The organism is Cronobacter turicensis, from assembly GCF_041222865.1.
GTDB classification, from domain to species: Bacteria; Pseudomonadota; Gammaproteobacteria; order Enterobacterales; family Enterobacteriaceae; genus Cronobacter; species Cronobacter turicensis.
The window spans coordinates 3465186-3487197 of sequence record NZ_CP165997.1 but is presented as its reverse complement, the minus strand read 5'-3'; the positions used below and the strand labels follow the sequence as shown (position 1 = coordinate 3487197).

18 protein-coding genes, 3 tRNA genes and 3 rRNA genes are annotated in these 22012 nt (G+C 56.4%); 16 read left to right on the top strand and 8 right to left on the bottom strand.

Translation table 11 applies throughout. The annotated features are described in order from the left end of the window. Positions 1-93 precede the first annotated feature (93 nt). From accA to AB8W27_RS16715, 6 genes are all read left to right on the top strand, one after another. Positions 94-1053, top strand: a complete 960-nt coding sequence (accA, locus tag AB8W27_RS16740) for an acetyl-CoA carboxylase carboxyl transferase subunit alpha (protein WP_012815365.1) — start codon at positions 94-96, stop codon at positions 1051-1053. A gap of 163 nt (positions 1054-1216) precedes the next feature. After that, positions 1217-2989, top strand: coding sequence for a glycoside hydrolase family 19 protein (locus tag AB8W27_RS16735; protein ID WP_041923215.1), 1773 nt, complete (start codon positions 1217-1219; stop codon positions 2987-2989). A 148-nt stretch (positions 2990-3137) separates the two neighbouring features. Beyond that, positions 3138-5276 (top strand): lysine decarboxylase LdcC, encoded by a 2139-nt coding sequence (locus tag AB8W27_RS16730; RefSeq protein WP_012815367.1) that lies wholly within the window; start codon positions 3138-3140, stop codon positions 5274-5276. 57 nt (positions 5277-5333) lie between these two features. Next, positions 5334-5723: a VOC family protein gene (locus tag AB8W27_RS16725; protein ID WP_007759960.1), complete on the top strand. Its 390-nt coding sequence runs from the start codon at positions 5334-5336 to the stop codon at positions 5721-5723. 64 nt (positions 5724-5787) lie between these two features. Next, positions 5788-7092 carry a tRNA lysidine(34) synthetase TilS gene (tilS, locus tag AB8W27_RS16720; protein ID WP_041923216.1) on the top strand — a complete coding sequence of 435 codons (1305 nt, stop codon included), beginning with the start codon at positions 5788-5790 and terminating at the stop codon, positions 7090-7092. Further along, positions 7085-7399, top strand: coding sequence for a cytochrome c (locus tag AB8W27_RS16715; RefSeq protein ID WP_041923217.1), 315 nt, complete (start codon positions 7085-7087; stop codon positions 7397-7399). Before tilS ends, AB8W27_RS16715 begins: the two co-directional genes overlap by 8 nt. A gap of 47 nt (positions 7400-7446) precedes the next feature. Here the strand turns inward: AB8W27_RS16715 and rof are convergent, their stop codons facing one another. Together rof and AB8W27_RS16705 are read right to left on the bottom strand one after the other, a co-directional pair. Continuing rightward, positions 7447-7707 carry a Rho-binding antiterminator gene (gene rof / locus AB8W27_RS16710; protein WP_007760020.1) on the bottom strand — a complete coding sequence of 87 codons (261 nt, stop codon included), beginning with the start codon at positions 7705-7707 and terminating at the stop codon, positions 7447-7449. Next, complete coding sequence (locus AB8W27_RS16705) at positions 7694-7894, bottom strand: YaeP family protein (RefSeq protein WP_007760023.1); 201 nt, start codon at positions 7892-7894, stop codon at positions 7694-7696. The genes rof and AB8W27_RS16705 overlap by 14 nt, the downstream gene beginning before the upstream one ends. A gap of 206 nt (positions 7895-8100) precedes the next feature. Between AB8W27_RS16705 and AB8W27_RS16700 the strand changes: the two genes are divergently transcribed. Genes AB8W27_RS16700 through nlpE form a run of 3 tightly spaced genes read left to right on the top strand, consistent with a single transcriptional unit; the run spans position 8101 to position 9797 of the window. Continuing rightward, a complete protein-coding gene (locus AB8W27_RS16700) occupies positions 8101-8646 on the top strand; it encodes a YaeQ family protein (protein ID WP_041923218.1) in 546 nt (181 codons plus the stop codon). Next, complete coding sequence (arfB, locus tag AB8W27_RS16695) at positions 8643-9065, top strand: alternative ribosome rescue aminoacyl-tRNA hydrolase ArfB (RefSeq protein ID WP_012815371.1); 423 nt, start codon at positions 8643-8645, stop codon at positions 9063-9065. The genes AB8W27_RS16700 and arfB overlap by 4 nt, the downstream gene beginning before the upstream one ends. A gap of 27 nt (positions 9066-9092) precedes the next feature. Beyond that, positions 9093-9797 carry an envelope stress response activation lipoprotein NlpE gene (gene nlpE, locus AB8W27_RS16690; RefSeq protein ID WP_041923219.1) on the top strand — a complete coding sequence of 235 codons (705 nt, stop codon included), beginning with the start codon at positions 9093-9095 and terminating at the stop codon, positions 9795-9797. A gap of 63 nt (positions 9798-9860) precedes the next feature. Here nlpE and proS read toward each other — a convergent pair whose 3' ends face one another. The 6 genes from proS to metN form a co-directional block, all read right to left on the bottom strand. Then, entirely contained in the window at positions 9861-11579 is a 1719-nt protein-coding gene (proS, locus tag AB8W27_RS16685; RefSeq protein WP_012815373.1) for a proline--tRNA ligase, read from the bottom strand. 110 nt (positions 11580-11689) lie between these two features. Then, entirely contained in the window at positions 11690-12397 is a 708-nt protein-coding gene (gene tsaA, locus AB8W27_RS16680; protein WP_012815374.1) for a tRNA (N6-threonylcarbamoyladenosine(37)-N6)-methyltransferase TrmO, read from the bottom strand. Next, positions 12394-12798, bottom strand: a complete 405-nt coding sequence (rcsF, locus tag AB8W27_RS16675) for an Rcs stress response system protein RcsF (protein ID WP_012815375.1) — start codon at positions 12796-12798, stop codon at positions 12394-12396. Before rcsF ends, tsaA begins: the two co-directional genes overlap by 4 nt. Positions 12799-12910: 112 nt before the next feature. After that, complete coding sequence (locus AB8W27_RS16670) at positions 12911-13726, bottom strand: MetQ/NlpA family lipoprotein (protein WP_007674157.1); 816 nt, start codon at positions 13724-13726, stop codon at positions 12911-12913. A 43-nt stretch (positions 13727-13769) separates the two neighbouring features. Further along, complete coding sequence (locus AB8W27_RS16665) at positions 13770-14423, bottom strand: methionine ABC transporter permease MetI (RefSeq protein ID WP_012815377.1); 654 nt, start codon at positions 14421-14423, stop codon at positions 13770-13772. Beyond that, positions 14416-15447: a methionine ABC transporter ATP-binding protein MetN gene (metN, locus tag AB8W27_RS16660; RefSeq protein ID WP_012815378.1), complete on the bottom strand. Its 1032-nt coding sequence runs from the start codon at positions 15445-15447 to the stop codon at positions 14416-14418. Before metN ends, AB8W27_RS16665 begins: the two co-directional genes overlap by 8 nt. Before the next feature lie 190 nt (positions 15448-15637). Between metN and gmhB the strand changes: the two genes are divergently transcribed. The 7 genes from gmhB to AB8W27_RS16625 all read left to right on the top strand — a co-directional run bounded on the left by gmhB (position 15638) and on the right by AB8W27_RS16625 (position 21785). Further along, positions 15638-16198, top strand: a complete 561-nt coding sequence (gene gmhB, locus AB8W27_RS16655; RefSeq protein WP_007760180.1) for a D-glycero-beta-D-manno-heptose 1,7-bisphosphate 7-phosphatase — start codon at positions 15638-15640, stop codon at positions 16196-16198. Positions 16199-16579: 381 nt separating this feature from the next. Continuing rightward, a 16S ribosomal RNA gene (locus tag AB8W27_RS16650) occupies positions 16580-18122 on the top strand. A 69-nt stretch (positions 18123-18191) separates the two neighbouring features. Then, positions 18192-18268 (top strand) — tRNA-Ile (locus tag AB8W27_RS16645). A 33-nt stretch (positions 18269-18301) separates the two neighbouring features. Continuing rightward, positions 18302-18377: transfer RNA gene (locus AB8W27_RS16640), tRNA-Ala, on the top strand. A 168-nt stretch (positions 18378-18545) separates the two neighbouring features. Next, positions 18546-21447, top strand: a 23S ribosomal RNA gene (locus AB8W27_RS16635). A 91-nt stretch (positions 21448-21538) separates the two neighbouring features. Then, positions 21539-21654: ribosomal RNA gene (gene rrf, locus AB8W27_RS16630) — 5S ribosomal RNA — on the top strand. The 16S, 23S and 5S rRNA genes sit together here with 3 tRNA genes alongside, the layout of an rRNA operon. 54 nt (positions 21655-21708) lie before the next feature. Beyond that, positions 21709-21785: transfer RNA gene (locus AB8W27_RS16625), tRNA-Asp, on the top strand. Positions 21786-22012 lie beyond the last annotated feature (227 nt).

Below are 22012 nucleotides of genomic sequence, written 5' to 3'. Positions count from 1 at the left end.
CAGGTTCCGGGCGCCTGAATCGCTGGACTCAACCCGCGTGGCCTGCCAGGTTCGGAGCAGGTGGAACTGGAGTTTGACTAATACAGGAATACTATGAGTCTGAATTTCCTTGATTTTGAACAGCCGATTGCAGAGCTGGAAGCGAAAATCGATTCCCTGACTGCGGTTAGCCGTCAGGATGAGAAACTGGATATTAACATCGATGAAGAGGTGCATCGTCTGCGCGAAAAGAGCGTAGAACTGACGCGTAAAATCTTCGCCGATCTGGGAGCCTGGCAAATTGCCCAGCTGGCGCGTCATCCGCAGCGCCCCTATACCCTGGATTATGTCCGCCTGGCCTTTGAGGAGTTTGACGAGCTGGCAGGCGATCGCGCCTATGCCGACGACAAAGCGATCGTGGGCGGCATCGCGCGTCTGGACGGGCGTCCGGTGATGATCATTGGCCACCAGAAAGGGCGCGAAACCAAAGAGAAAATTCGCCGCAACTTCGGGATGCCGGCGCCGGAGGGTTACCGTAAGGCGCTGCGCCTGATGGAAATGGCCGAGCGCTTCAACATGCCGATCGTGACCTTCATCGACACCCCTGGCGCGTACCCGGGCGTGGGCGCGGAAGAGCGAGGTCAGTCTGAGGCTATCGCCCGTAACCTGCGTGAAATGTCTCGCCTGAAAGTGCCGGTTATCTGCACCGTTATCGGTGAAGGCGGCTCCGGCGGCGCGCTGGCTATCGGCGTTGGCGATAAAGTGAATATGCTGCAATACAGCACCTATTCCGTTATCTCACCGGAAGGCTGCGCCTCCATTCTGTGGAAAAGCGCCGATAAAGCGCCGATCGCGGCGGAAGCGATGGGTATCATCGCGCCGCGCCTGAAAGAGCTGAAACTTATCGACAGCGTGATCCCTGAACCGCTGGGCGGCGCGCACCGCAACCCGGAAGTCATGGCGCAGTCGCTGAAAGCGCAGCTGCTGGCGGATCTCGCCGATCTCGACGTGCTGAGCAAAGACGATCTGCTCAACCGCCGCTATCAGCGTCTGATGAGCTACGGTTACGCCTGATAAACGGCGGATAAAAATCTCAATGAGGGTCGCGCAAGCGGCCCTTTTTTATGGGCGCTCGCCGCTGATGAAATGTGATTTTTGCAATGAGTTAACGTGAGATACCCCGTCTTTCTTCCTTCCTACACTCGCTGGTGAACCACAACCACAAGGGGACACCGGAATGGAAATAGTAAAAATCGCGGCGATTGGCGCCGCAGGGTTTTTCGCAGGCTCGCAGGCGCTGGCCGCGCCGCTGCTCAGCAGCAGTACGCCTTACACCATCAACGCCAGCGACCTCACTAAAAAAGAGCAGGAGCTGAGTAATTTTCCACTGATGCAGTCGGTAAAAGGCGCTATCCGCACGCTGGATAACGCGCAGGTCGAACAGATAGCGCCGGGGCGCGCCGCGAACCCGGATAACGTCAAACGCGTCGAGAAAATCCTCACCGCCCAGGACTGGGAGTTTCTCTTTCCGCTGCGCGCGCCGGAATACACCTATACGAATTTCCTGAAAGCCGTCGGCAAATTCCCGGCGGTGTGCGGCAATTACAGTGGCGGGCGCAACGCCGAGGCTATTTGTCGGAAATCGCTCGCCACCATGTTCGCGCACTTCGCGCAGGAAACCGGCGGCCATGAGAGCTGGCGCGAGCAGCCGGAGTGGCGGCAGGCGCTGGTCTATCTGCGCGAAATGGGCTGGAACGAGGGGCAGAAGGGCGGCTATAACGGCGAATGTAATCCGGATACATGGCAGGGGCAGACCTGGCCGTGCGGCCGGGATAAAGACGGCGATTACATGAGTTACTTCGGGCGCGGCGCTAAACAGCTTTCGTATAACTACAACTACGGGCCATTCTCAGACGCCATGTATGGCGACGTCCGTCCGCTGCTTGATAAACCGGAAATGGTCGCCGATACCTGGCTGAATCTCGCCAGCGCAATCTTTTTCTTCGTCTATCCGCAACCCCCTAAACCCGGCATGCTGCATGTGATCGACGGCACCTGGATACCGAATGAACACGATAAAGAGAGCGGGCTGGTGCCCGGTTTTGGCGTCACCATTCAGATTATCAACGGCGGCGTGGAGTGCGGCGGCGAGGCGGAAAACGCCCAGTCGCTTAACCGTATCGCGTATTACAAAGAGTTTGCCAAATACCTGAAGGTGCCGGTCCCGGCGGATGAAGTGCTCGGCTGTAAGAAAATGAAGCAGTTCGATGCGGGCGGCTCGGGTGCGTTGCCTATTTACTGGGAGATGGACTGGAGCTGGAGCACCACCACGCCGGACGGCCAGGCTTATGCCTGCCAGCTGGTGGGTTATCAGACGCCGTTCAGCGCGTTCAAAGAGGGGGATTACGCTAAATGCGTGCAGAACCACTTTAACGTGAACATCGTCAACGACGCCTCGGGCGGCACGACGCCCGCGCCGCAGCCTGAACCACAACCTCAACCGCAACCGTCTCCGACGCCTTCTGGCGGCAACGTAGCGCCGATCGCGCGTATCAGCGGCCCTGTGGGCGCGGTGGAATCGGGCAGTAAAGTTTCGTTGAGCGCCACCGGCTCCAGCGATGAAAACGGCGATGCGCTGACCTACACCTGGATGGCGCAGACCGGGCAGACGCTGAGCGGCAAAGACAAGAACGTAGTAACCTTCACTGCGCCGGAGAGCTCCAGCGACGCGCAGTACACCATCAGCCTGAAAGTGGACGATGGCAAGCTGAGCGATACCACTAGCTATGTCCTCAACGTGAAAGCGAAAGCCAAAACGCCGGACGCCGGTCCGGTGAGCTATCCGTCGTGGAGTGCCAGCCAGAGCTGGAAGCCGGGCGACATCGTGCTTAACCATGGCGCGCTCTACCAGTGCAAACCGTTCCCGGCGGGCGGCTGGTGCAGCGTGGCGCCGGCTTACTATGAGCCTGGCGCAGGCCTGAACTGGCAGGATGCCTGGGACGCGCTGTAAGGGAAAAGCCAGCCTGCGGGCTGGCTTTCAATTTTTGACGACTCACGAGAAGGCGAAAAGCGTATGCCAGGTTTTTTGCCTTCTCGCCTGTTGTTCCGCTTCGCTCAACTATGCTTACCAGACGGTTTTTTTTGCCAGGGGGTAAGCAGTGAACATCATCGCCATCATGGGGCCGCACGGCGTTTTCTATAAAGACGAGCCGATGAAAGAGTTGCAGGCGGCGCTCCAGCAGCAGGGCTTTCAGCTAATCTGGCCGAAAAACAGTAACGATCTGCTGAAGTTTATCGAGCACAACCCGCGCATCTGCGGCGTCATTTTCGACTGGGATGAGTACAGTCTCGATTTGTGCTGTGAAATCAATCAGCTCAACGAGTATTTGCCGCTCTATGCGTTTATCAATACGCACTCTACGCTTGATGTCAGCGCGAATGAGATGCGCATGGCGCTCTGGTTTTTCGAATATTCGCTGGGCATTGCCGACGACATCGCGACGCGCATTCGCCAGTACACCCAGGAGTATCTCGACAACATCACGCCGCCGTTTACTAAAGCGCTGTTCACGTATGTGAAAGAGGGCAAATACACGTTTTGCACGCCGGGCCATATGGGCGGCACGGCGTATCAGAAAAGCCCGGTCGGCTGCCTGTTTTATGATTTTTTCGGTGGCAACACGCTAAAGGCGGATGTCTCGATCTCCGTCACCGAGCTGGGATCGCTGCTCGATCACACCGGACCGCATCTGGAGGCGGAAGAGTATATCGCCCGCACCTTCGGGGCCGAACAGAGTTATATGGTGACCAACGGCACGTCCACCTCTAATAAGATAATCGGGATGTACGCCGCGCACGCCGGCAGCACGGTACTCATCGATCGCAACTGCCATAAGTCGCTCACGCATCTGCTGATGATGAGCAATATTGTGCCGCTGTGGCTCAAGCCCACTCGCAACGCGCTCGGCATTCTTGGCGGCATTCCGAAGCGGGAATTTACCCGCGAGTCGATTGCCCAAAAAGTGGCGCAAACCCCGGACGCCAGCTGGCCGGTTCATGCGGTCATCACCAACTCCACCTATGACGGGTTGCTGTATAACACCAACTGGATCAAACAGACGCTGGACGTACCCTCGATCCATTTTGATTCCGCCTGGGTGCCCTATACCCATTTTCACCCGATCTACAAAGGCAAGAGCGGCATGAGCGGCGAGCGCGTGCCCGGTAAAGTATTCTTTGAAACCCAGTCGACCCACAAAATGCTGGCGGCGCTGTCGCAGGCGTCGCTGATCCACATTAAAGGCGACTATGACGAAGAGACGTTCAACGAAGCGTACATGATGCACACCACTACCTCGCCGAGCTATCCGCTGGTGGCGTCCATTGAAACCGCCGCGGCGATGCTGCGCGGCAATCCGGGCCGCCGCTTGATCAACCGCTCGGTGGAGCGGGCGCTGCATTTTCGTAAAGAGGTGCAGCGTCTTCGTGAAGAAACCGACAGCTGGTTCTTCGATATCTGGCAGCCGGAGGAGATTGACGAAGCGGACTGCTGGCCCATCACGCCCGGCGATGACTGGCACGGCTTTACCCATGCTGACCACGATCATATGTATCTCGATCCGGTAAAGGTCACTATTCTGACGCCGGGCATGGACGCGCAGGGCAATATGGAGAAAGAGGGGATCCCTGCGGCTCTCGTGGCGAAATACCTCGACGAACGCGGCGTGGTGGTGGAGAAAACCGGGCCGTACAACTTGTTGTTCCTGTTCAGTATCGGCATCGATAAAACCCGCGCGATGGGCCTGCTGCGCGGGCTGACGGAGTTTAAGCGCGCTTATGACCTTAATCTGCGGGTGAAAAACATGCTGCCCGATCTCTGGGCGGAAGATCCGGACTTCTACCGCAACATGCGCGTGCAGGAGTTAGCACAGGGGATCCACAAGCTTATCCAGCAGCACGATCTGCCGGATCTGATGCTGCGCGCGTTTGACGTCTTGCCAGAAATGAAAATGACGCCGCATGAAATGTATCAGCAGCAGGTGAAGGGCAATGTGGAAACGGTGGAGATTGAGAAGCTGATCGGGCGGGTGTCCGCCAATATGATCCTGCCATATCCGCCCGGCGTGCCGCTGGTGATGCCTGGCGAGATGATCACGGAAGATTCGCGCGCAGTACTCGATTTCCTGCTCATGCTCTGCTCCATCGGCAGACACTATCCCGGCTTTGAAACGGATATCCACGGGGCGAAGTGCGGCGAAGACGGCGTCTATAGGGTACGTGTCCTAAAAAGCGAGTAACCCCTTGTTTTGCCGCATCAGGCTCAGTAACGTGCCAGACAATCATAAGGAGGGATTATGCTGGGTTTAAAACAGATTCACCATATCGCCATTATCGCGACGGATTACCACCGCAGCAAAGCGTTCTACTGCGACACTCTGGGGTTTACTCTGCAGTCGGAGGTTTACCGTGAGGCGCGCGATTCCTGGAAGGGCGATCTGGCGCTGAACGGGCAGTATGTGATCGAGCTTTTCTCGTTTCCGTTTCCGCCCGCGCGGCCAAGCCGTCCGGAAGCCTGCGGTTTGCGCCATCTCGCGTTCAGCGTGGATGATGTCGAGAGGGCGGTGGCGTTTCTGGAAAGCCGCGGCGTGACGTGCGAGGCGGTACGTGTGGATCCGCTCACCGGCAAGCGCTTCACATTCTTTAACGATCCGGACGGCCTTCCGCTGGAACTCTACCAGCAGTAACGCTTGCTCCCGGCGCCATTGCCCGGTAAGTTGCCTGGCAATGGCCCTTCTTTCTTTCGACGTAATGGACACTTCTCTGCTCTCTGCCCTGCGGGGCCGACGCCAGCTGCTGGTGGCTTACAGCGGCGGGCTCGATTCGACGGTATTGCTCCACCAACTGGTGCGGTTGCGCGAGACGCATCCTGAACTGCGCCTGCGCGCCATCCACGTTCATCATGGCATCAGCCCGAACGCCGACCGTTGGGCGGCGCACTGTCAGGCGATCTGCCACCGCTGGCAGGTGCCGTTTGAGCTGGCATATGTGGAACTGGCGCAGGATGGGCTCGGCCTTGAGGCGCAGGCGCGCAAAGCGCGCTACCAGGCGTTTGAAGCGGCGCTTTTGCCGGGCGAAGCGCTGGTCACGGCGCAGCATCTTGATGACCAGTGTGAAACCCTGCTGCTGGCGCTCAAGCGCGGCAGCGGTCCGGCGGGGCTGGCGGCAATGCCTGCCGAACTGCCGTTTGCGGGAAGCGCTATCCTGCGCCCGCTGCTGAATACGTCGCGCGCGCAGCTGGAGGCGTGGGCCGATCGTCACCAGCTTCTGTGGATCGATGATGAAAGCAACCAGGACGATCGCTTCGATCGCAACTTTTTACGCCTGCGCATTCTGCCTGCGCTGCAAGCGCGCTGGCCGCACTTCACCCAGGCGGCGGCGCGCAGCGCGCAACTCTGCGGCGAGCAGGAGCAGCTGCTGGATGAACTGCTGGCGCCGGAGCTTGCCGCGCTGATGGACGGCAAAACGCTGGCTATCGCGCCGCTCGAAACCATGAGCGAGATAAAACGCGCCGCGCTGCTGCGCCGCTGGCTGGCCGCGCTGAATGCGCCGATGCCCGCCCGCGCCACGCTGCAACGTCTCTGGGATGAAGTGGCGCAGAGCCGTGAGGATGCCGCGCCGCGCCTTAAATCCGGCGACTATGAGGCACGGCGTTATCAGGGGCGGCTGTGGTGGATCAGAGCGCGGCAGGGGCAGCGCCAGACGGTGCTTGCCTGGCCCGATCCGCATGTGGCGTTGCCCCTGCCGGAGGCGCTGGGCCGCCTGAGTTTCGGCGAGGCAGGCGACGCCGTGCGTCCGCCGCGTCCCGGCGAGTCAGTCTCAGTGCGCTTCAGCGCGCCGGGGATGTTGTATATCGTCGGGCGCGATCGCGGGCGCACGCTGAAAAAACTCTGGCAGGAACTTCAGGTGCCGCCCTGGCGACGCGAACTTACGCCTGTCCTGTTTTATGATGAGCGACCCATTTGCGCGCCCGGCCTGTTTATTACCCGTGAGGGCCAGACGCAGAACGAACCGGGCTGGATGCTGGCCTGGCATAAGGAGCATAACGATGATTAAACATGGCATGTTGCTGGCGAGCCTGATGGCGCTAAGCCTGGCGGCCCAGGCCAAAGGCGATGCGGCGGCGGGTGAGGGGAAAGCGGTCATGTGCGTCGCCTGCCACGGCGCGTCCGGGAAAGCCAGCGCGCCCCTGTATCCTAATCTCGCGGGGCAAAATGAGGCGTATCTTGAACACGCGCTTCAGGCATATAAAAAAGGCGAGCGCAGCGGCGGACAGGCGGAAATCATGAAGGCGTATGTGAGTGGGCTGTCGGATGAAGATATCGCCAATCTGGCGGCTTACTATGCCGGGCAGAAGCCCTGAGAAAAAACGGGCAGCCGCCAGGGCTGCCCGTCAGGGTGGAACGCGCGTCAGGATTCGCTAACGACCACCGTACCGATTTGTGGATGGCTGAAGCTCGCAATTTTGTCGAGACGCACTTCGCGCTCGGCTCCGGCTTCATCAGCAATTAAATATTCGACGTTTTTGCGCGTAACCAGATCCTGCGCTTTGGCCTTAATGACCTCGCCGCTTTTAAGTTCCAGCGTCAGTAATAAGTGATGCTGGCAGGCGAGCTCGAGGTTGTCATAGTCATCGCAATTGATGGGTTGATAGGCATCATTCATTGACATAATCGCTCACCAGTAAGTTCGCGGCAGCATACGCCGCCTGTTCCCTGACCGACTCTGAGAGGGCTTCATCAGAGGCCACCTCATTCAGAGCCCTTAATACGCAGCCCAGCGCGTCGGGAATGTACCCCAGATCGCCGCTGGCTATCTGCGAATAGCGCTGTCGTATTAATTCACAATATTTATCCACATACCCTCCTGTCAGAGCCTGACGACAGACTTCACCGCGGGATGCAAGTCTAAGCCTACGTAGTTAAACTCTGTTTAGCAAGGTGACTATACCATAGTCATCAGAGCCATAGCGCAGGCTGTGGCGGCGTTACCGCGCTCCGCTTGAATCGGCAGCCAGCCGACGCGTATTGGGCTACAATACCCCCCAACTTTTCAGGGGGCCCTATGGCGTTAAAAGCAACCATTTATAAAGCGGCGGTCAATGTGGCCGATCTCGACCGGCAGCAATTCCTCGACATCAACCTGACGCTGGCGCGTCATCCTTCGGAAACGCAGGAGCGGATGATGCTGCGTCTGCTGGCCTGGATGATGTACGCCGACGAGCGGTTGCAGTTCACCCGCGGGCTGTGCGCCGATGACGAGCCGGAGATCTGGCTGCGTAACGATCATCTCGGCATCGATCTCTGGATTGAGCTCGGGCTGCCGGAAGAGCGGCGCCTCAAGAAGGCGGCGAGCCAGTCGCAGCAGGTGGCGCTGTTTACCTATAATGACCGCGCAGCGCAGGTCTGGTGGCAGCAGAATCAGGATAAGCTGCGGCAGTATAAAAACCTGACTATCTGGAATATCAATGATGAACAGCTCGCCCAACTGAGCGCGCTGGCACAGAGAACCATGACGTTACAGGCCACGTTGCAGGAAGGCATCATCTGGCTTTCCGGCGGCGAGGAAAGCCTGGAGCTTCATCCCGCCGTCTGGCAAGGTCAGGCATGATCACGTTTTCGCGAAGCGTGGCGGTGCCCGATGAAGAGGTGACGTTCAGCGCCATCCGGGCGCAGGGCGCGGGCGGGCAGCATGTGAATAAAAGCTCGACGGCCATTCACCTGCGGTTTGATATCAACGCCTCCAGCCTGCCGGATGAATGGAAAGCGCGCCTGCTGGCGGCGAGTCATCATCTGATCACCGCCGAGGGCGTGGTGATTATCAAGGCGCAGGAGTATCGCAGCCAGGAGATGAACCGCGAGGCGGCGCTGGCGCGTCTTGTTATGCTGGTCCGGGAACTTACTGCTACGCAAAAGCGTCGAAAGGAGACTCGCCCGACGCGCGCTTCGAAAGTGCGCCGCCTGGAGGCGAAAACCCATAAGTCCGCCACCAAAGCCATGCGGGGTAAAGTGCGCGGTATGCCGGATTAAAAGCGCCACGAACGATAAGGAAATACGGTGAAAAAACTCATTTTTTGCGCAGCGGCGGCCTTAAGCCTGTTTGCGCTGTTTGGCTGTAACAACCGGGCAGAAATGCAGACCTTAGCGCCGACCAGCGCCGCAGAGCTGAAGCCGATGCAGCAGAGCTGGAAAGGCGTGCTGCCCTGCGCCGATTGCGAAGGCATCGAGACCGCGCTGTTTTTAGAGAAAGACGGCACCTGGGTGATGAATCAACACTATCTGGGTGCGAAAGGTCAGGCGGTGTTCGCCTCTTACGGCACCTGGGCGCGCACCGCCGATAAGCTGGTGCTCACCGACAGCCAGGGTGAGAAAAACTATTTCCGCGCGCGCGGCGAGGCGCTGGAGATGCTCGACCGGGAAGGCAACCCAATTAAATCGTCGCTGAATTATCGACTGGATCCGGTCAGCGACCCGCTGCCGCAAACCCCGATGACAATGACGGGGATGTATCAGCACGGCGCGAATGCAGCCACCTTTACCGACTGCGCCACCGGGCGCGAGACGGGCGTGGCGAATCATGCGGTGCTGGCGCATGATTACCAGAGCGCCCGCGGCGCGAGCCAGAAACCGGTACTGCTGGTGGTGGAAGCGCACTTCACGATGACGGTTGACCCGGCTAATGGCGCGGTGCAAAAGCGTCTGGTGGCCGACCGCAAAGTGGCGTTTAAGCCCGGCAAAGATTGCGACCACCCGTACCGGTGACAGGTAAGCCGATAAGAAAAAGGCCCTCCATGGAGGGCCTTTTTAATGCAACGTGGAAAGCGCTTAGCGCTTCACATTCGCCACCAGGTAATCAAGGATGTCGCCGGTTTTGATCATCTTCTTCTCGCCGTCGCGACGGTATTTGTATTCAATCTCGTCGTTGTCGAGGTTGCGATCGCCAATCACCACCGTGTGTGGAATGCCGATAAGCTCCATGTCGGCGAACATCACGCCCGGACGTTCTTTACGATCATCCATCAGCACATCGATGCCTTTGGCGCGCAGCTCAGCGTAGAGTTTCTCCGCCAGCTCCTGCACGCGGAAAGATTTGTGCATGTTCATTGGCAGAATCGCGACCTGGAACGGCGCAATCGCGTCCGGCCAGACGATACCGCGATCGTCATGGTTCTGCTCAATCGCCGCCGCCACCACGCGCGTTACGCCGATGCCGTAGCAGCCCATGGTCAGCACCTGGTTACGGCCATCTTCGCCCTGTACGGAGGCTTTCAGCGCGTCGGAGTATTTGGTGCCAAGCTGGAAAATATGGCCTACTTCAATACCGCGTTTGATAAGCAGCGTGCCCTGACCATCCGGGCTCGGATCGCCGGCTACAACGTTGCGGATATCGGCAACCTGCGGCGTCGCCACGTCGCGATCCCAGTTGATGCCGAAGTAGTGTTTGCCGTCGATGTTCGCGCCTGCGGCGAAATCGCTCATCGCGGCCACGCTGCGGTCAATCACGACCGGCACTGGCATATTCACCGGGCCAAGCGAACCCGGACCTGCGTTAACCGCGGCGCGGATTTCGGCCTCTGTGGCGAACGTCAGCGGGCTGGCGACCTGCGCCAGTTTTTCGGCTTTCACTTCGTTCAGTTCGTGGTCGCCGCGTACCAGCAGCGCCACCAGCGGGAAATCGCTGCCTTCAGCGGCTTTCACCAGAAGGGTTTTCACGGTTTTCTCAACCGGCAGGCTGAACTGCTCAACCAGCTCGGCGATGGTTTTCGCGTTCGGCGTATCGACCAGCGTCATTTCCTGCGTTGCCGCCGCGCGCGGGGTCAGCGGGGCAACCGCTTCGGCGAGTTCAATGTTGGCGGCGAAATCCGAGGTGTCGGAGAACACGATATCGTCTTCGCCGCTCTGCGCCAGCACCTGGAATTCGTGAGACGCGCTGCCGCCAATCGAGCCGGTATCCGCCTGCACCGGGCGGAAATCGAGCCCCATGCGGGTAAAGATTTTGCTGTAGGCGTCATACATCGCGTCGTAGGTCTGCTGCAGCGATTCCTGCGTGGTATGGAAAGAGTAGGCGTCTTTCATCAGGAACTCGCGCGAGCGCATCACGCCGAAACGCGGGCGCACTTCGTCACGGAATTTGGTCTGGATCTGATAGAAGTTGAGCGGCAGTTGTTTGTAAGAGCTCAGCTCGTTGCGGATCAGATCGGTGATGACTTCTTCGTGCGTCGGGCCAAGCACAAACGCGCGATCGCCGCGATCGACAAAGCGCAGCAGCTCCGGACCGTACTGCTCCCAGCGGCCGCTCTCCTGCCACAGTTCAGCAGGCTGAACCACTGGCATCGACACCTCGATAGCACCGGCGTTGTTCATCTCTTCACGCACGATATTTTCGACTTTTTTCAGGACGCGCAGGCCGGTCGGCAGCCAGGTGTATAACCCGGAGGCCAGCTTGCGGATCATCCCGGCGCGCAGCATCAGCTGGTGGCTGATAACCTCCGCGTCGGCAGGTGTCTCCTTCAGAGTGGAGAGCAGATATTGGCTAGTACGCATGTTGTTACGGTTCCGTTTGAACGTGTGAATTCAGGCACTGTAAAGCCTGACACAAAAAAGTGGTTTAGTGTACCAGTGAGAATGGGCCGCCAAAAGAGAGGCTACGGAAATTAACGCGGCTCCAGCGCGTAGACTTCAAAGCCCTGCGGCGTCACACGCCAGCGGACATTGAAATCGAGCAACCAGACGGCGTAGCTTTTGCCGGTTTCCTCATCTTTACGGTAAGCCGGACGCGGATCCTGGGCGAGCACTTCAACGATGAACTGGCCAAGATTTGGGTAGCGCTTCTCAAGGTGCGGCAGGGCGTGCGCGATGTCCTCGGTAAAGGCGACCGGCACTGCGGCATCCGGCGCCTCCCGGGCATAGCCCGCGCGCGCGTCAGGCAACGCTTCGGCGAACGGGAGATAGGGTTTGATATCTATCACCGGCGTGCCGTCCACCAGATCCAGTCCGCCGAGCGTCAGGATCACGCGGTCTTTTTCGCAGCGGATGCTCTGAAGTTCCACCAGCGACATGCCGACGGGGTTCGGGCGAAAGGTAGAGCGCGTGGCGAAAACGCCCATTCTGGCATTGCCGCCAAGACGCGGAGGACGCACGGTAGGGCGCCAGCCGCCTTCCATCGTTTGATGGAAAACAAACACGACCCAGATATGGCTAAACGCCTCCAGCCCGCGCATGGCGTCAGGCTGGTTATAAGGCGCGATTAAATGCAGCTCGCCGCGCGCGCTGTTGACCAGTCCTGGCTGGCGCGGCACGGCGAATTTTTCTTTATAAGGCGAGCGAATGACACCAATTTGCTCAAAGGCAAAGGTGGTCATTTGGTCGGAACGCTAAGGGCAGAGCCTACGCAAACGGCCTGGCGGTAGCAGCCCGGCGTGCCGCTGGTGACTTCACAGCTGTGCAGCAGAACGGCGTTCGCTTTCATTTTAGAGGCGTTGATCTGCAGACGCTTACGGGCCGTCGGGATATTCGGCGGAGAGTCCTGGTTAGTGGCCTGGCAGGATTCACCACTCACTTCGCCTAAATCGCGGAAGGGTTTGCCGACCAGATCTGCAGCGTTGGTATAGATTTTTACCGGAGCAGGGCGAACCGTTTTCTGGCGAACAGGCTCGGATTTTTGCGGCGACGCGGTGCTTTGAACAGGTTCTACAGGGGATCTGTTTAGCACGGAACAGCCGCTCAGGATGAATGCTAAAAGACAGATCGGTAAAGCACGCATAATAATTCCTCGTCGGTGATAAAAACGTGGCTTATTGAATCAGGAGCTTGCAGAAATAACAAGACGGGCTTAAGCCCGTCCTGAAATTATAACCGTCAGCAATCAAAACGGCTTACCAGCCTTTGACGGCGCCGCCGTTAAAGACTTTATTTGCGGCTTCATTCACTTCGTCAGACTGGTAAGCCTGAACGAATTTCTTCACGTTTTCCGCGTCTTTGTTATCTTCGCGGGTCACAATCATGTTCACGTACGGAGAATCTTTGTCTTCCACGAAGATGCCATCTTTCGCCGGGGTCAGGTTGATCTGGCTGGCGTAGGTGGTGTTAATCACCGCAAGGGCAATCTGGTCGTCATCCAGCGAGCGCGGCAGCTGCGGTGCTTCGAGTTCGACAATCTTCAGGTTTTTCGGGTTTTCGGTGATATCCAGTACGGTCGGCAGCAGGCCGATATCGTCTTTCAGCTTGATAAGACCCACTTTCTGCAGCAGCAGCAGGGAACGGCCAAGGTTGGTCGGATCGTTCGGTACGGCGACCTGCGCGCCCGGTTGCAGGTCATCCAGCGATTTAATTTTGCGGGAGTAACCGGCGATCGGGTACACGAAAGTGTTGCCGACGGAAACCAGCTTGTAGCCGCGGTCTTTGATCTGCTGATCCAGATACGGTTTGTGCTGGAAGGCGTTAGCGTCGATATCGCCTTTGCTCAGCGCTTCGTTCGGCAGCACATAGTCGTTAAAGGTGACCAGCTCGACATCCAGACCATATTTCTCTTTGGCGACTTTTTTGGCGACTTCAGCAACCTGCTGTTCCGCACCCACAATCACGCCCACTTTAATATGGTTCGGATCTTTTTCTTCCTGACCGCAACCTGCCAGGGCCAGCGTGCCGAGAAGGGCGCCTACTGCCGCAAAGGTTTTAAACTTGAAAGACATAACCATTCCTTAACTGAAAAGTATATTGATGTTGTGTGTAACGTTACTTGTGAGTGACCGCCCGGACGATACGATCGCCTGAGAATTGAATTAAATACACCAGTACGACCAGTAAGACTAATACGGTATTCATCACGGTGGCGTTATAGCCGATGTAGCCGTACTGATAACCGATCTGGCCCAGGCCGCCTGCGCCGACCGCGCCGCCCATGGCGGAATAGCCGACAAGAGTGATAAGCGTAATCGTCGCGGCGTTCACGAGACCCGGCAGCGCTTCAGGCAGCAACACTTTACGAACGATCTGCATCGGCGTGGCGCCCATTGCGCGCGACGCTTCAATAAGACCCGACGGGATCTCCAGCAGGGCGTTTTCCACCATACGGGCGATAAACGGCGCGGCGCCGACGGTCAGCGGTACGATGGCCGCCTGCAGACCAATGGAGGTGCCGACGATAGTGCGGGTAAACGGGATCATCCATACCAGTAAGATAATAAAAGGAATGGAGCGGAAGATATTCACCAGCGCAGAGAGAATACGATAGAGCTTCGCGTTCTCGATAATCTGGCCCGGACGCGTTACGTACAGCAACACGCCAACTGGCAGGCCAATCACAAAACCGAAAAAGCCGGAAACAAAGGTCATTGCCAGCGTTTCCCAGATGCCGCGCACCAGTAACCACATCATTGCTTCAGACATAACCCAGAACCTCTACTTTTACATGATGTTGTTGCAGGTAAGCGATGGCCGCTTGCGTTTCTTCCTGTGTGCCGTGCATTTCCGTCAGCATGATGCCGAACTTCACGCCGCCGGCGTAATCCATCTGCGCGCTGATAATATTGTTGTTCACGTTATAGCGGCGTGCGGTCTCGGAAAGGAGCGGCGCGTCAACCGACTGGCCTGTGAATTCAAGGCGCAGCAGCGGGACGCGGTTATCGCCGGATTGCGCGTTAAGACGCTGGGCGTAATCTTCCGGGATATCCAGATGCAGTGTGGACTGGATAAACTGCTGAGCCAGCGGCGTTTTCGGGTGCGAGAACACTTCACTGACGCTGTCCTGCTCAATAAGCTCGCCGTTGCTGATCACCGCAACGCAGTCGCAGATACGCTTCACGACATCCATTTCATGCGTAATGAGCAGAATAGTAAGACCCAGGCGACGGTTGATGTCTTTCAACAGCTCCAGAATGGATCGGGTGGTGGCAGGGTCGAGCGCGCTGGTGGCTTCATCGCACAGCAGCACTTTCGGGTTGCTCGCCAGCGCACGAGCAATCGCCACGCGCTGTTTCTGACCGCCGGAGAGATTCGCCGGATAAGCGTCCTGCTTTTCGCTCAGGCCAACCAGATCCAGCAGCTCGGTCACTCGACGTTTGATTTCGTCGCGCGGCGTGTCGTCCAGCTCCAGCGGGAGCGCGATGTTGCCAAAAACGGTACGCGATGCCAGCAGATTAAAATGCTGGAAAATCATGCCAATCTGGCGACGGGCTTTCGTCAGTTCTGATTCAGAAAGCGCGGTCAGCTCCTGGCCGCCGACCAGGACGCTGCCTTGAGTGGGGCGCTCAAGCAAATTGACGCAGCGGATGAGCGTACTCTTACCGGCGCCGGAGGCACCAATCACGCCATAAATCTGTCCTGCCGGGACATGCAGGCTGACATTATTCAGAGCCTGAATGGTGCGGTTTCCCTGCTGGAACACTTTGGTGATATTCGACAGTTTGATCATCAGGTTATTTATTATCTTATAGGAGTTAGCCGTGGCATTTTGTTCTGCCTTATACGGGCGGTGACCGTAAACAGAATGGATGGTAAGGCATCCAGACGTCTAAATCAATCTGACTGTCTGCAATGAGCGCTTTCTCCGTCCAGGAATCATGCGATACTAGACAGCATTATTTAAGGCAGGAGTTTTTCAGGTGGCTAAATCTGTACCGGCAATTTTTCTCGACCGCGACGGCACCATTAATATCGATCACGGTTATGTCTCTGAGATTGACCGCTTCGAGTTTATCGACGGCGTTATCGATGCGATGCGCGAACTCAAAGCGATGGGCTTTGCGCTGGTGCTGGTGACGAATCAGTCCGGCATCGCGCGCGGGAAGTTTACCGAAGCGCAGTTTGAACAACTCACAGAATGGATGGACTGGTCGCTGGCCGATCGGGACGTCGATTTTGATGGCATCTATTATTGCCCACATCACCCTGAAGCCGCAGTGGAAGAGTTTCGTCAGAATTGTGACTGCCGTAAACCGCAACCGGGCATGCTACTTTCTGCGCGTGATTTTCTGCACATCGATATGGACGCCTCTTATATGGTGGGCGATAAATTAGAAGATATGCAGGCGGGTGCAGCGGCAGGCGTCGGCACAAAAGTGCTGGTGCGTACCGGCAAACCTGTGACGCCAGAAGCAGAAGCGGCGGCCGATTGGGTGTTAAATAGCCTCGCGGCGCTGCCGGAAGCTATCAAAAAGCGCTAAAAACGCGCGCAATGATGAAAAGGTGAGCGGTTGTGATTTTTTTTAAGTTTTCCGCTTGCCATTACTTCTGAGCTCCCTATAATGCGCCTCCATCGACACGGCGCTGATGACAAACATCTCACAGCGACGGTGAGTCGGAAAGAGAAAAATCCTGAAATTAAGGGTTGACTCTGAAAGAGGAAAGCGTAATATACGCCACCTCGCGACAGCAGGCTGAAAGCCTTGTCGCACCGCTCTTTAACAATTTATCAGACAATCTGTGTGGGCACTCGGGGCACTGATATCTTAACGTCTTCGGACGATAAATGAATATCAAGTCTCAAGTGAACAACAGTTAATTCATTACGAACTAACAGTTTAATTCTTTGAGCATCAGACTTTTAATTGAAGAGTTTGATCATGGCTCAGATTGAACGCTGGCGGCAGGCCTAACACATGCAAGTCGAACGGTAACAGAGAGCAGCTTGCTGCTCTGCTGACGAGTGGCGGACGGGTGAGTAATGTCTGGGAAACTGCCTGATGGAGGGGGATAACTACTGGAAACGGTAGCTAATACCGCATAACGTCTTCGGACCAAAGTGGGGGACCTTCGGGCCTCATGCCATCAGATGTGCCCAGATGGGATTAGCTAGTAGGTGGGGTAAAGGCTCACCTAGGCGACGATCCCTAGCTGGTCTGAGAGGATGACCAGCCACACTGGAACTGAGACACGGTCCAGACTCCTACGGGAGGCAGCAGTGGGGAATATTGCACAATGGGCGCAAGCCTGATGCAGCCATGCCGCGTGTATGAAGAAGGCCTTCGGGTTGTAAAGTACTTTCAGCGAGGAGGAAGGGGTTGTGGTTAATAACCGCAGTCATTGACGTTACTCGCAGAAGAAGCACCGGCTAACTCCGTGCCAGCAGCCGCGGTAATACGGAGGGTGCAAGCGTTAATCGGAATTACTGGGCGTAAAGCGCACGCAGGCGGTTTGTTAAGTCAGATGTGAAATCCCCGGGCTCAACCTGGGAACTGCATTTGAAACTGGCAAGCTTGAGTCTCGTAGAGGGGGGTAGAATTCCAGGTGTAGCGGTGAAATGCGTAGAGATCTGGAGGAATACCGGTGGCGAAGGCGGCCCCCTGGACGAAGACTGACGCTCAGGTGCGAAAGCGTGGGGAGCAAACAGGATTAGATACCCTGGTAGTCCACGCCGTAAACGATGTCGACTTGGAGGTTGTGCCCTTGAGGCGTGGCTTCCGGAGCTAACGCGTTAAGTCGACCGCCTGGGGAGTACGGCCGCAAGGTTAAAACTCAAATGAATTGACGGGGGCCCGCACAAGCGGTGGAGCATGTGGTTTAATTCGATGCAACGCGAAGAACCTTACCTGGTCTTGACATCCAGAGAATCCTGCAGAGATGCGGGAGTGCCTTCGGGAACTCTGAGACAGGTGCTGCATGGCTGTCGTCAGCTCGTGTTGTGAAATGTTGGGTTAAGTCCCGCAACGAGCGCAACCCTTATCCTTTGTTGCCAGCACATAATGGTGGGAACTCAAAGGAGACTGCCGGTGATAAACCGGAGGAAGGTGGGGATGACGTCAAGTCATCATGGCCCTTACGACCAGGGCTACACACGTGCTACAATGGCGCATACAAAGAGAAGCGAACTCGCGAGAGCAAGCGGACCTCATAAAGTGCGTCGTAGTCCGGATTGGAGTCTGCAACTCGACTCCATGAAGTCGGAATCGCTAGTAATCGTGGATCAGAATGCCACGGTGAATACGTTCCCGGGCCTTGTACACACCGCCCGTCACACCATGGGAGTGGGTTGCAAAAGAAGTAGGTAGCTTAACCTTCGGGAGGGCGCTTACCACTTTGTGATTCATGACTGGGGTGAAGTCGTAACAAGGTAACCGTAGGGGAACCTGCGGTTGGATCACCTCCTTACCTGAAAGATACAACCTCGTAGTGCTCACACAGATTGTCTGATAGAAAGTAAAGAAGCAAAACCTCTACAGGCTTGTAGCTCAGGTGGTTAGAGCGCACCCCTGATAAGGGTGAGGTCGGTGGTTCAAGTCCACTCAGGCCTACCAACTCCGCAGGAGTTGAAGAGGTTTAACTACGATGGGGCTATAGCTCAGCTGGGAGAGCGCCTGCTTTGCACGCAGGAGGTCTGCGGTTCGATCCCGCATAGCTCCACCATCACTTCAGAGTGTACTCCCTGAGTATACTGCGAAGTATTTGCTCTTTAACAATCCGGAACAAGCTGAAAATTGAAACAGACACGCTGTTGCATTTCTCCGTAATAAGGAATGCGCGGTGTGTCAGAGTCTCTCAAACTCGCAGCACGAAGACTTCTTCGGGTTGTGAGGTTAAGCGAACAAGCGTACACGGTGGATGCCCTGGCAGTCAGAGGCGATGAAGGACGTGCTAATCTGCGAAAAGCGTCGGTAAGGTGATATGAACCGTTATAACCGACGATGTCCGAATGGGGAAACCCGGTGCACTCTGGTGCATCATCGTTTGATGAATACATAGTCAAACGAGGCGAACCGGGGGAACTGAAACATCTAAGTACCCCGAGGAAAAGAAATCAACCGAGATTCCCCCAGTAGCGGCGAGCGAACGGGGAACAGCCCAGAGCCTGAATCAGCTTGTGTGTTAATGGAAGCGTCTGGAAAGTCGCACGATACAGGGTGAAAGTCCCGTACATGAAAGCATACAGGCTGTGAGCTCGATGAGTAGGGCGGGACACGTGATATCCTGTCTGAAGATGGGGGGACCATCCTCCAAGGCTAAATACTCCTGACTGACCGATAGTGAACCAGTACCGTGAGGGAAAGGCGAAAAGAACCCCGGCGAGGGGAGTGAAACAGAACCTGAAACCGTGTACGTACAAGCAGTGGGAGCCTTCGTAAGAGGGTGACTGCGTACCTTTTGTATAATGGGTCAGCGACTTATATTCTGTAGCAAGGTTAACCGTATAGGGGAGCCGAAGGGAAACCGAGTCTTAATTGGGCGTTAAGTTGCAGGGTATAGACCCGAAACCCGGTGATCTAGCCATGGGCAGGTTGAAGGTTGGGTAACACTAACTGGAGGACCGAACCGACTAATGTTGAAAAATTAGCGGATGACCTGTGGCTGGGGGTGAAAGGCCAATCAAACCGGGAGATAGCTGGTTCTCCCCGAAAGCTATTTAGGTAGCGCCTCGTGAATTCATCTCCGGGGGTAGAGCACTGTTTCGGCTAGGGGGCCATCCCGGCTTACCAACCCGATGCAAACTGCGAATACCGGAGAATGTTATCACGGGAGACACACGGCGGGTGCTAACGTCCGTCGTGAAGAGGGAAACAACCCAGACCGCCAGCTAAGGTCCCAAAGTCATGGTTAAGTGGGAAACGATGTGGGAAGGCCCAGACAGCCAGGATGTTGGCTTAGAAGCAGCCATCATTTAAAGAAAGCGTAATAGCTCACTGGTCGAGTCGGCCTGCGCGGAAGATGTAACGGGGCTAAACCATGCACCGAAGCTGCGGCAGCGACACTATGTGTTGTTGGGTAGGGGAGCGTTCTGTAAGCCGTCGAAGGTGTGCTGTGAGGCATGCTGGAGGTATCAGAAGTGCGAATGCTGACATAAGTAACGATAAAGCGGGTGAAAAGCCCGCTCGCCGGAAGACCAAGGGTTCCTGTCCAACGTTAATCGGGGCAGGGTGAGTCGACCCCTAAGGCGAGGCCGAAAGGCGTAGTCGATGGGAAACAGGTTAATATTCCTGTACTTGGTGTTACTGCGAAGGGGGGACGGAGAAGGCTATGTTGGCCGGGCGACGGTTGTCCCGGTTTAAGCGTGTAGGCTGACTTTCCAGGCAAATCCGGAAAGTTAAGGCTGAGGCGTGATGACGAGGCACTACGGTGCTGAAGTGACAAATGCCCTGCTTCCAGGAAAAGCCTCTAAGCATCAGGTAACATTAAATCGTACCCCAAACCGACACAGGTGGTCAGGTAGAGAATACCAAGGCGCTTGAGAGAACTCGGGTGAAGGAACTAGGCAAAATGGTGCCGTAACTTCGGGAGAAGGCACGCTGACATGTAGGTGAAGCCCCTGCGGGTGGAGCTGAAGTCAGTCGAAGATACCAGCTGGCTGCAACTGTTTATTAAAAACACAGCACTGTGCAAACACGAAAGTGGACGTATACGGTGTGACGCCTGCCCGGTGCCGGAAGGTTAATTGATGGGGTTATCGCAAGAGAAGCTCCTGATCGAAGCCCCGGTAAACGGCGGCCGTAACTATAACGGTCCTAAGGTAGCGAAATTCCTTGTCGGGTAAGTTCCGACCTGCACGAATGGCGTAATGATGGCCAGGCTGTCTCCACCCGAGACTCAGTGAAATTGAACTCGCTGTGAAGATGCAGTGTACCCGCGGCAAGACGGAAAGACCCCGTGAACCTTTACTACAGCTTGACACTGAACATTGAGCCTTGATGTGTAGGATAGGTGGGAGGCTTTGAAGCGTGGACGCCAGTCTGCGTGGAGCCAACCTTGAAATACCACCCTTTAATGTTTGATGTTCTAACCTGGCGCCGTGATCCGGCGTGGGGACAGTGTCTGGTGGGTAGTTTGACTGGGGCGGTCTCCTCCCAAAGTGTAACGGAGGAGCACGAAGGTCAGCTAATCCTGGTCGGACATCAGGAGGTTAGTGCAATGGCATAAGCTGGCTTGACTGCGAGAGTGACGGCTCGAGCAGGTGCGAAAGCAGGTCATAGTGATCCGGTGGTTCTGTATGGAAGGGCCATCGCTCAACGGATAAAAGGTACTCCGGGGATAACAGGCTGATACCGCCCAAGAGTTCATATCGACGGCGGTGTTTGGCACCTCGATGTCGGCTCATCACATCCTGGGGCTGAAGTAGGTCCCAAGGGTATGGCTGTTCGCCATTTAAAGTGGTACGCGAGCTGGGTTTAGAACGTCGTGAGACAGTTCGGTCCCTATCTGCCGTGGGCGCTGGAGAATTGAGGGGGGCTGCTCCCAGTACGAGAGGACCGGAGTGGACGCATCACTGGTGTTCGGGTTGTCATGCCAATGGCACTGCCCGGTAGCTAAATGCGGAAGAGATAAGTGCTGAAAGCATCTAAGCACGAAACTTGCCCCGAGATGAGTTCTCCCTGAGACTATAAGTCTCCTGAAGGAACGTTGAAGACGACGACGTTGATAGGCCGGGTGTGTAAGCGCAGCGATGCGTTGAGCTAACCGGTACTAATGAACCGTGAGGCTTAACCTTACAACGCCAAAGAAGTCTGGCGTGTTGAGAGAGAGATTCAGCTTGTGACGGATAAATGTTCATGGCGAAAGCGGTGAACAGACAGAATTTGCCTGGCGGCTGTAGCGCGGTGGTCCCACCTGACCCCATGCCGAACTCAGAAGTGAAACGCCGTAGCGCCGATGGTAGTGTGGGGTCTCCCCATGCGAGAGTAGGGAACTGCCAGGCATCAAATTAAGCAGTAAGCCGGAACAATAATCCGGTGGTGTGAAGAAATTCGGTGGAGCGGTAGTTCAGTCGGTTAGAATACCTGCCTGTCACGCAGGGGGTCGCGGGTTCGAGTCCCGTCCGTTCCGCCACTTATTAAGAAGCCCTGAGTATTTACTCAGGGCTTTTTTTCGTCTATGCATTAGTTATTACTGCATTGGCAAAAACTCCTGCTTTTATTGCTCTTTTTCGCTTCAACTATTCCTCTCCTACTCTTCGCCTGTGCAGAGGAGAGGTAAATTATGACCGTTCCCCCACATTAGGTTTAGGCACATCCCGTCCGGAAGGTGACGTCGTAATCGCATCGGGGAGAAACGCG

Excerpts from the sequence above, each read along its gene's own strand:
- accA (WP_012815365.1), top strand. The coding sequence starts at position 94 with ATGAGTCTGAATTTCCTTGATTTTGAACAGCCGATTGCAGAGCTGGAA.
- AB8W27_RS16735 (WP_041923215.1), top strand. The coding sequence starts at position 1,217 with ATGGAAATAGTAAAAATCGCGGCGATTGGCGCCGCAGGGTTTTTCGCA.
- AB8W27_RS16725 (WP_007759960.1), top strand. The coding sequence starts at position 5,334 with ATGCTGGGTTTAAAACAGATTCACCATATCGCCATTATCGCGACGGAT.
- tilS (WP_041923216.1), top strand. The coding sequence starts at position 5,788 with ATGGACACTTCTCTGCTCTCTGCCCTGCGGGGCCGACGCCAGCTGCTG.
- AB8W27_RS16715 (WP_041923217.1), top strand. The coding sequence starts at position 7,085 with ATGATTAAACATGGCATGTTGCTGGCGAGCCTGATGGCGCTAAGCCTG.
- rof (WP_007760020.1), bottom strand. The coding sequence starts at position 7,707 with ATGTCAATGAATGATGCCTATCAACCCATCAATTGCGATGACTATGAC.
- AB8W27_RS16700 (WP_041923218.1), top strand. The coding sequence starts at position 8,101 with ATGGCGTTAAAAGCAACCATTTATAAAGCGGCGGTCAATGTGGCCGAT.
- arfB (WP_012815371.1), top strand. The coding sequence starts at position 8,643 with ATGATCACGTTTTCGCGAAGCGTGGCGGTGCCCGATGAAGAGGTGACG.
- proS (WP_012815373.1), bottom strand. The coding sequence starts at position 11,579 with ATGCGTACTAGCCAATATCTGCTCTCCACTCTGAAGGAGACACCTGCC.
- tsaA (WP_012815374.1), bottom strand. The coding sequence starts at position 12,397 with ATGACCACCTTTGCCTTTGAGCAAATTGGTGTCATTCGCTCGCCTTAT.
- rcsF (WP_012815375.1), bottom strand. The coding sequence starts at position 12,798 with ATGCGTGCTTTACCGATCTGTCTTTTAGCATTCATCCTGAGCGGCTGT.
- AB8W27_RS16670 (WP_007674157.1), bottom strand. The coding sequence starts at position 13,726 with ATGTCTTTCAAGTTTAAAACCTTTGCGGCAGTAGGCGCCCTTCTCGGC.
- AB8W27_RS16665 (WP_012815377.1), bottom strand. The coding sequence starts at position 14,423 with ATGTCTGAAGCAATGATGTGGTTACTGGTGCGCGGCATCTGGGAAACG.
- metN (WP_012815378.1), bottom strand. The coding sequence starts at position 15,447 with ATGATCAAACTGTCGAATATCACCAAAGTGTTCCAGCAGGGAAACCGC.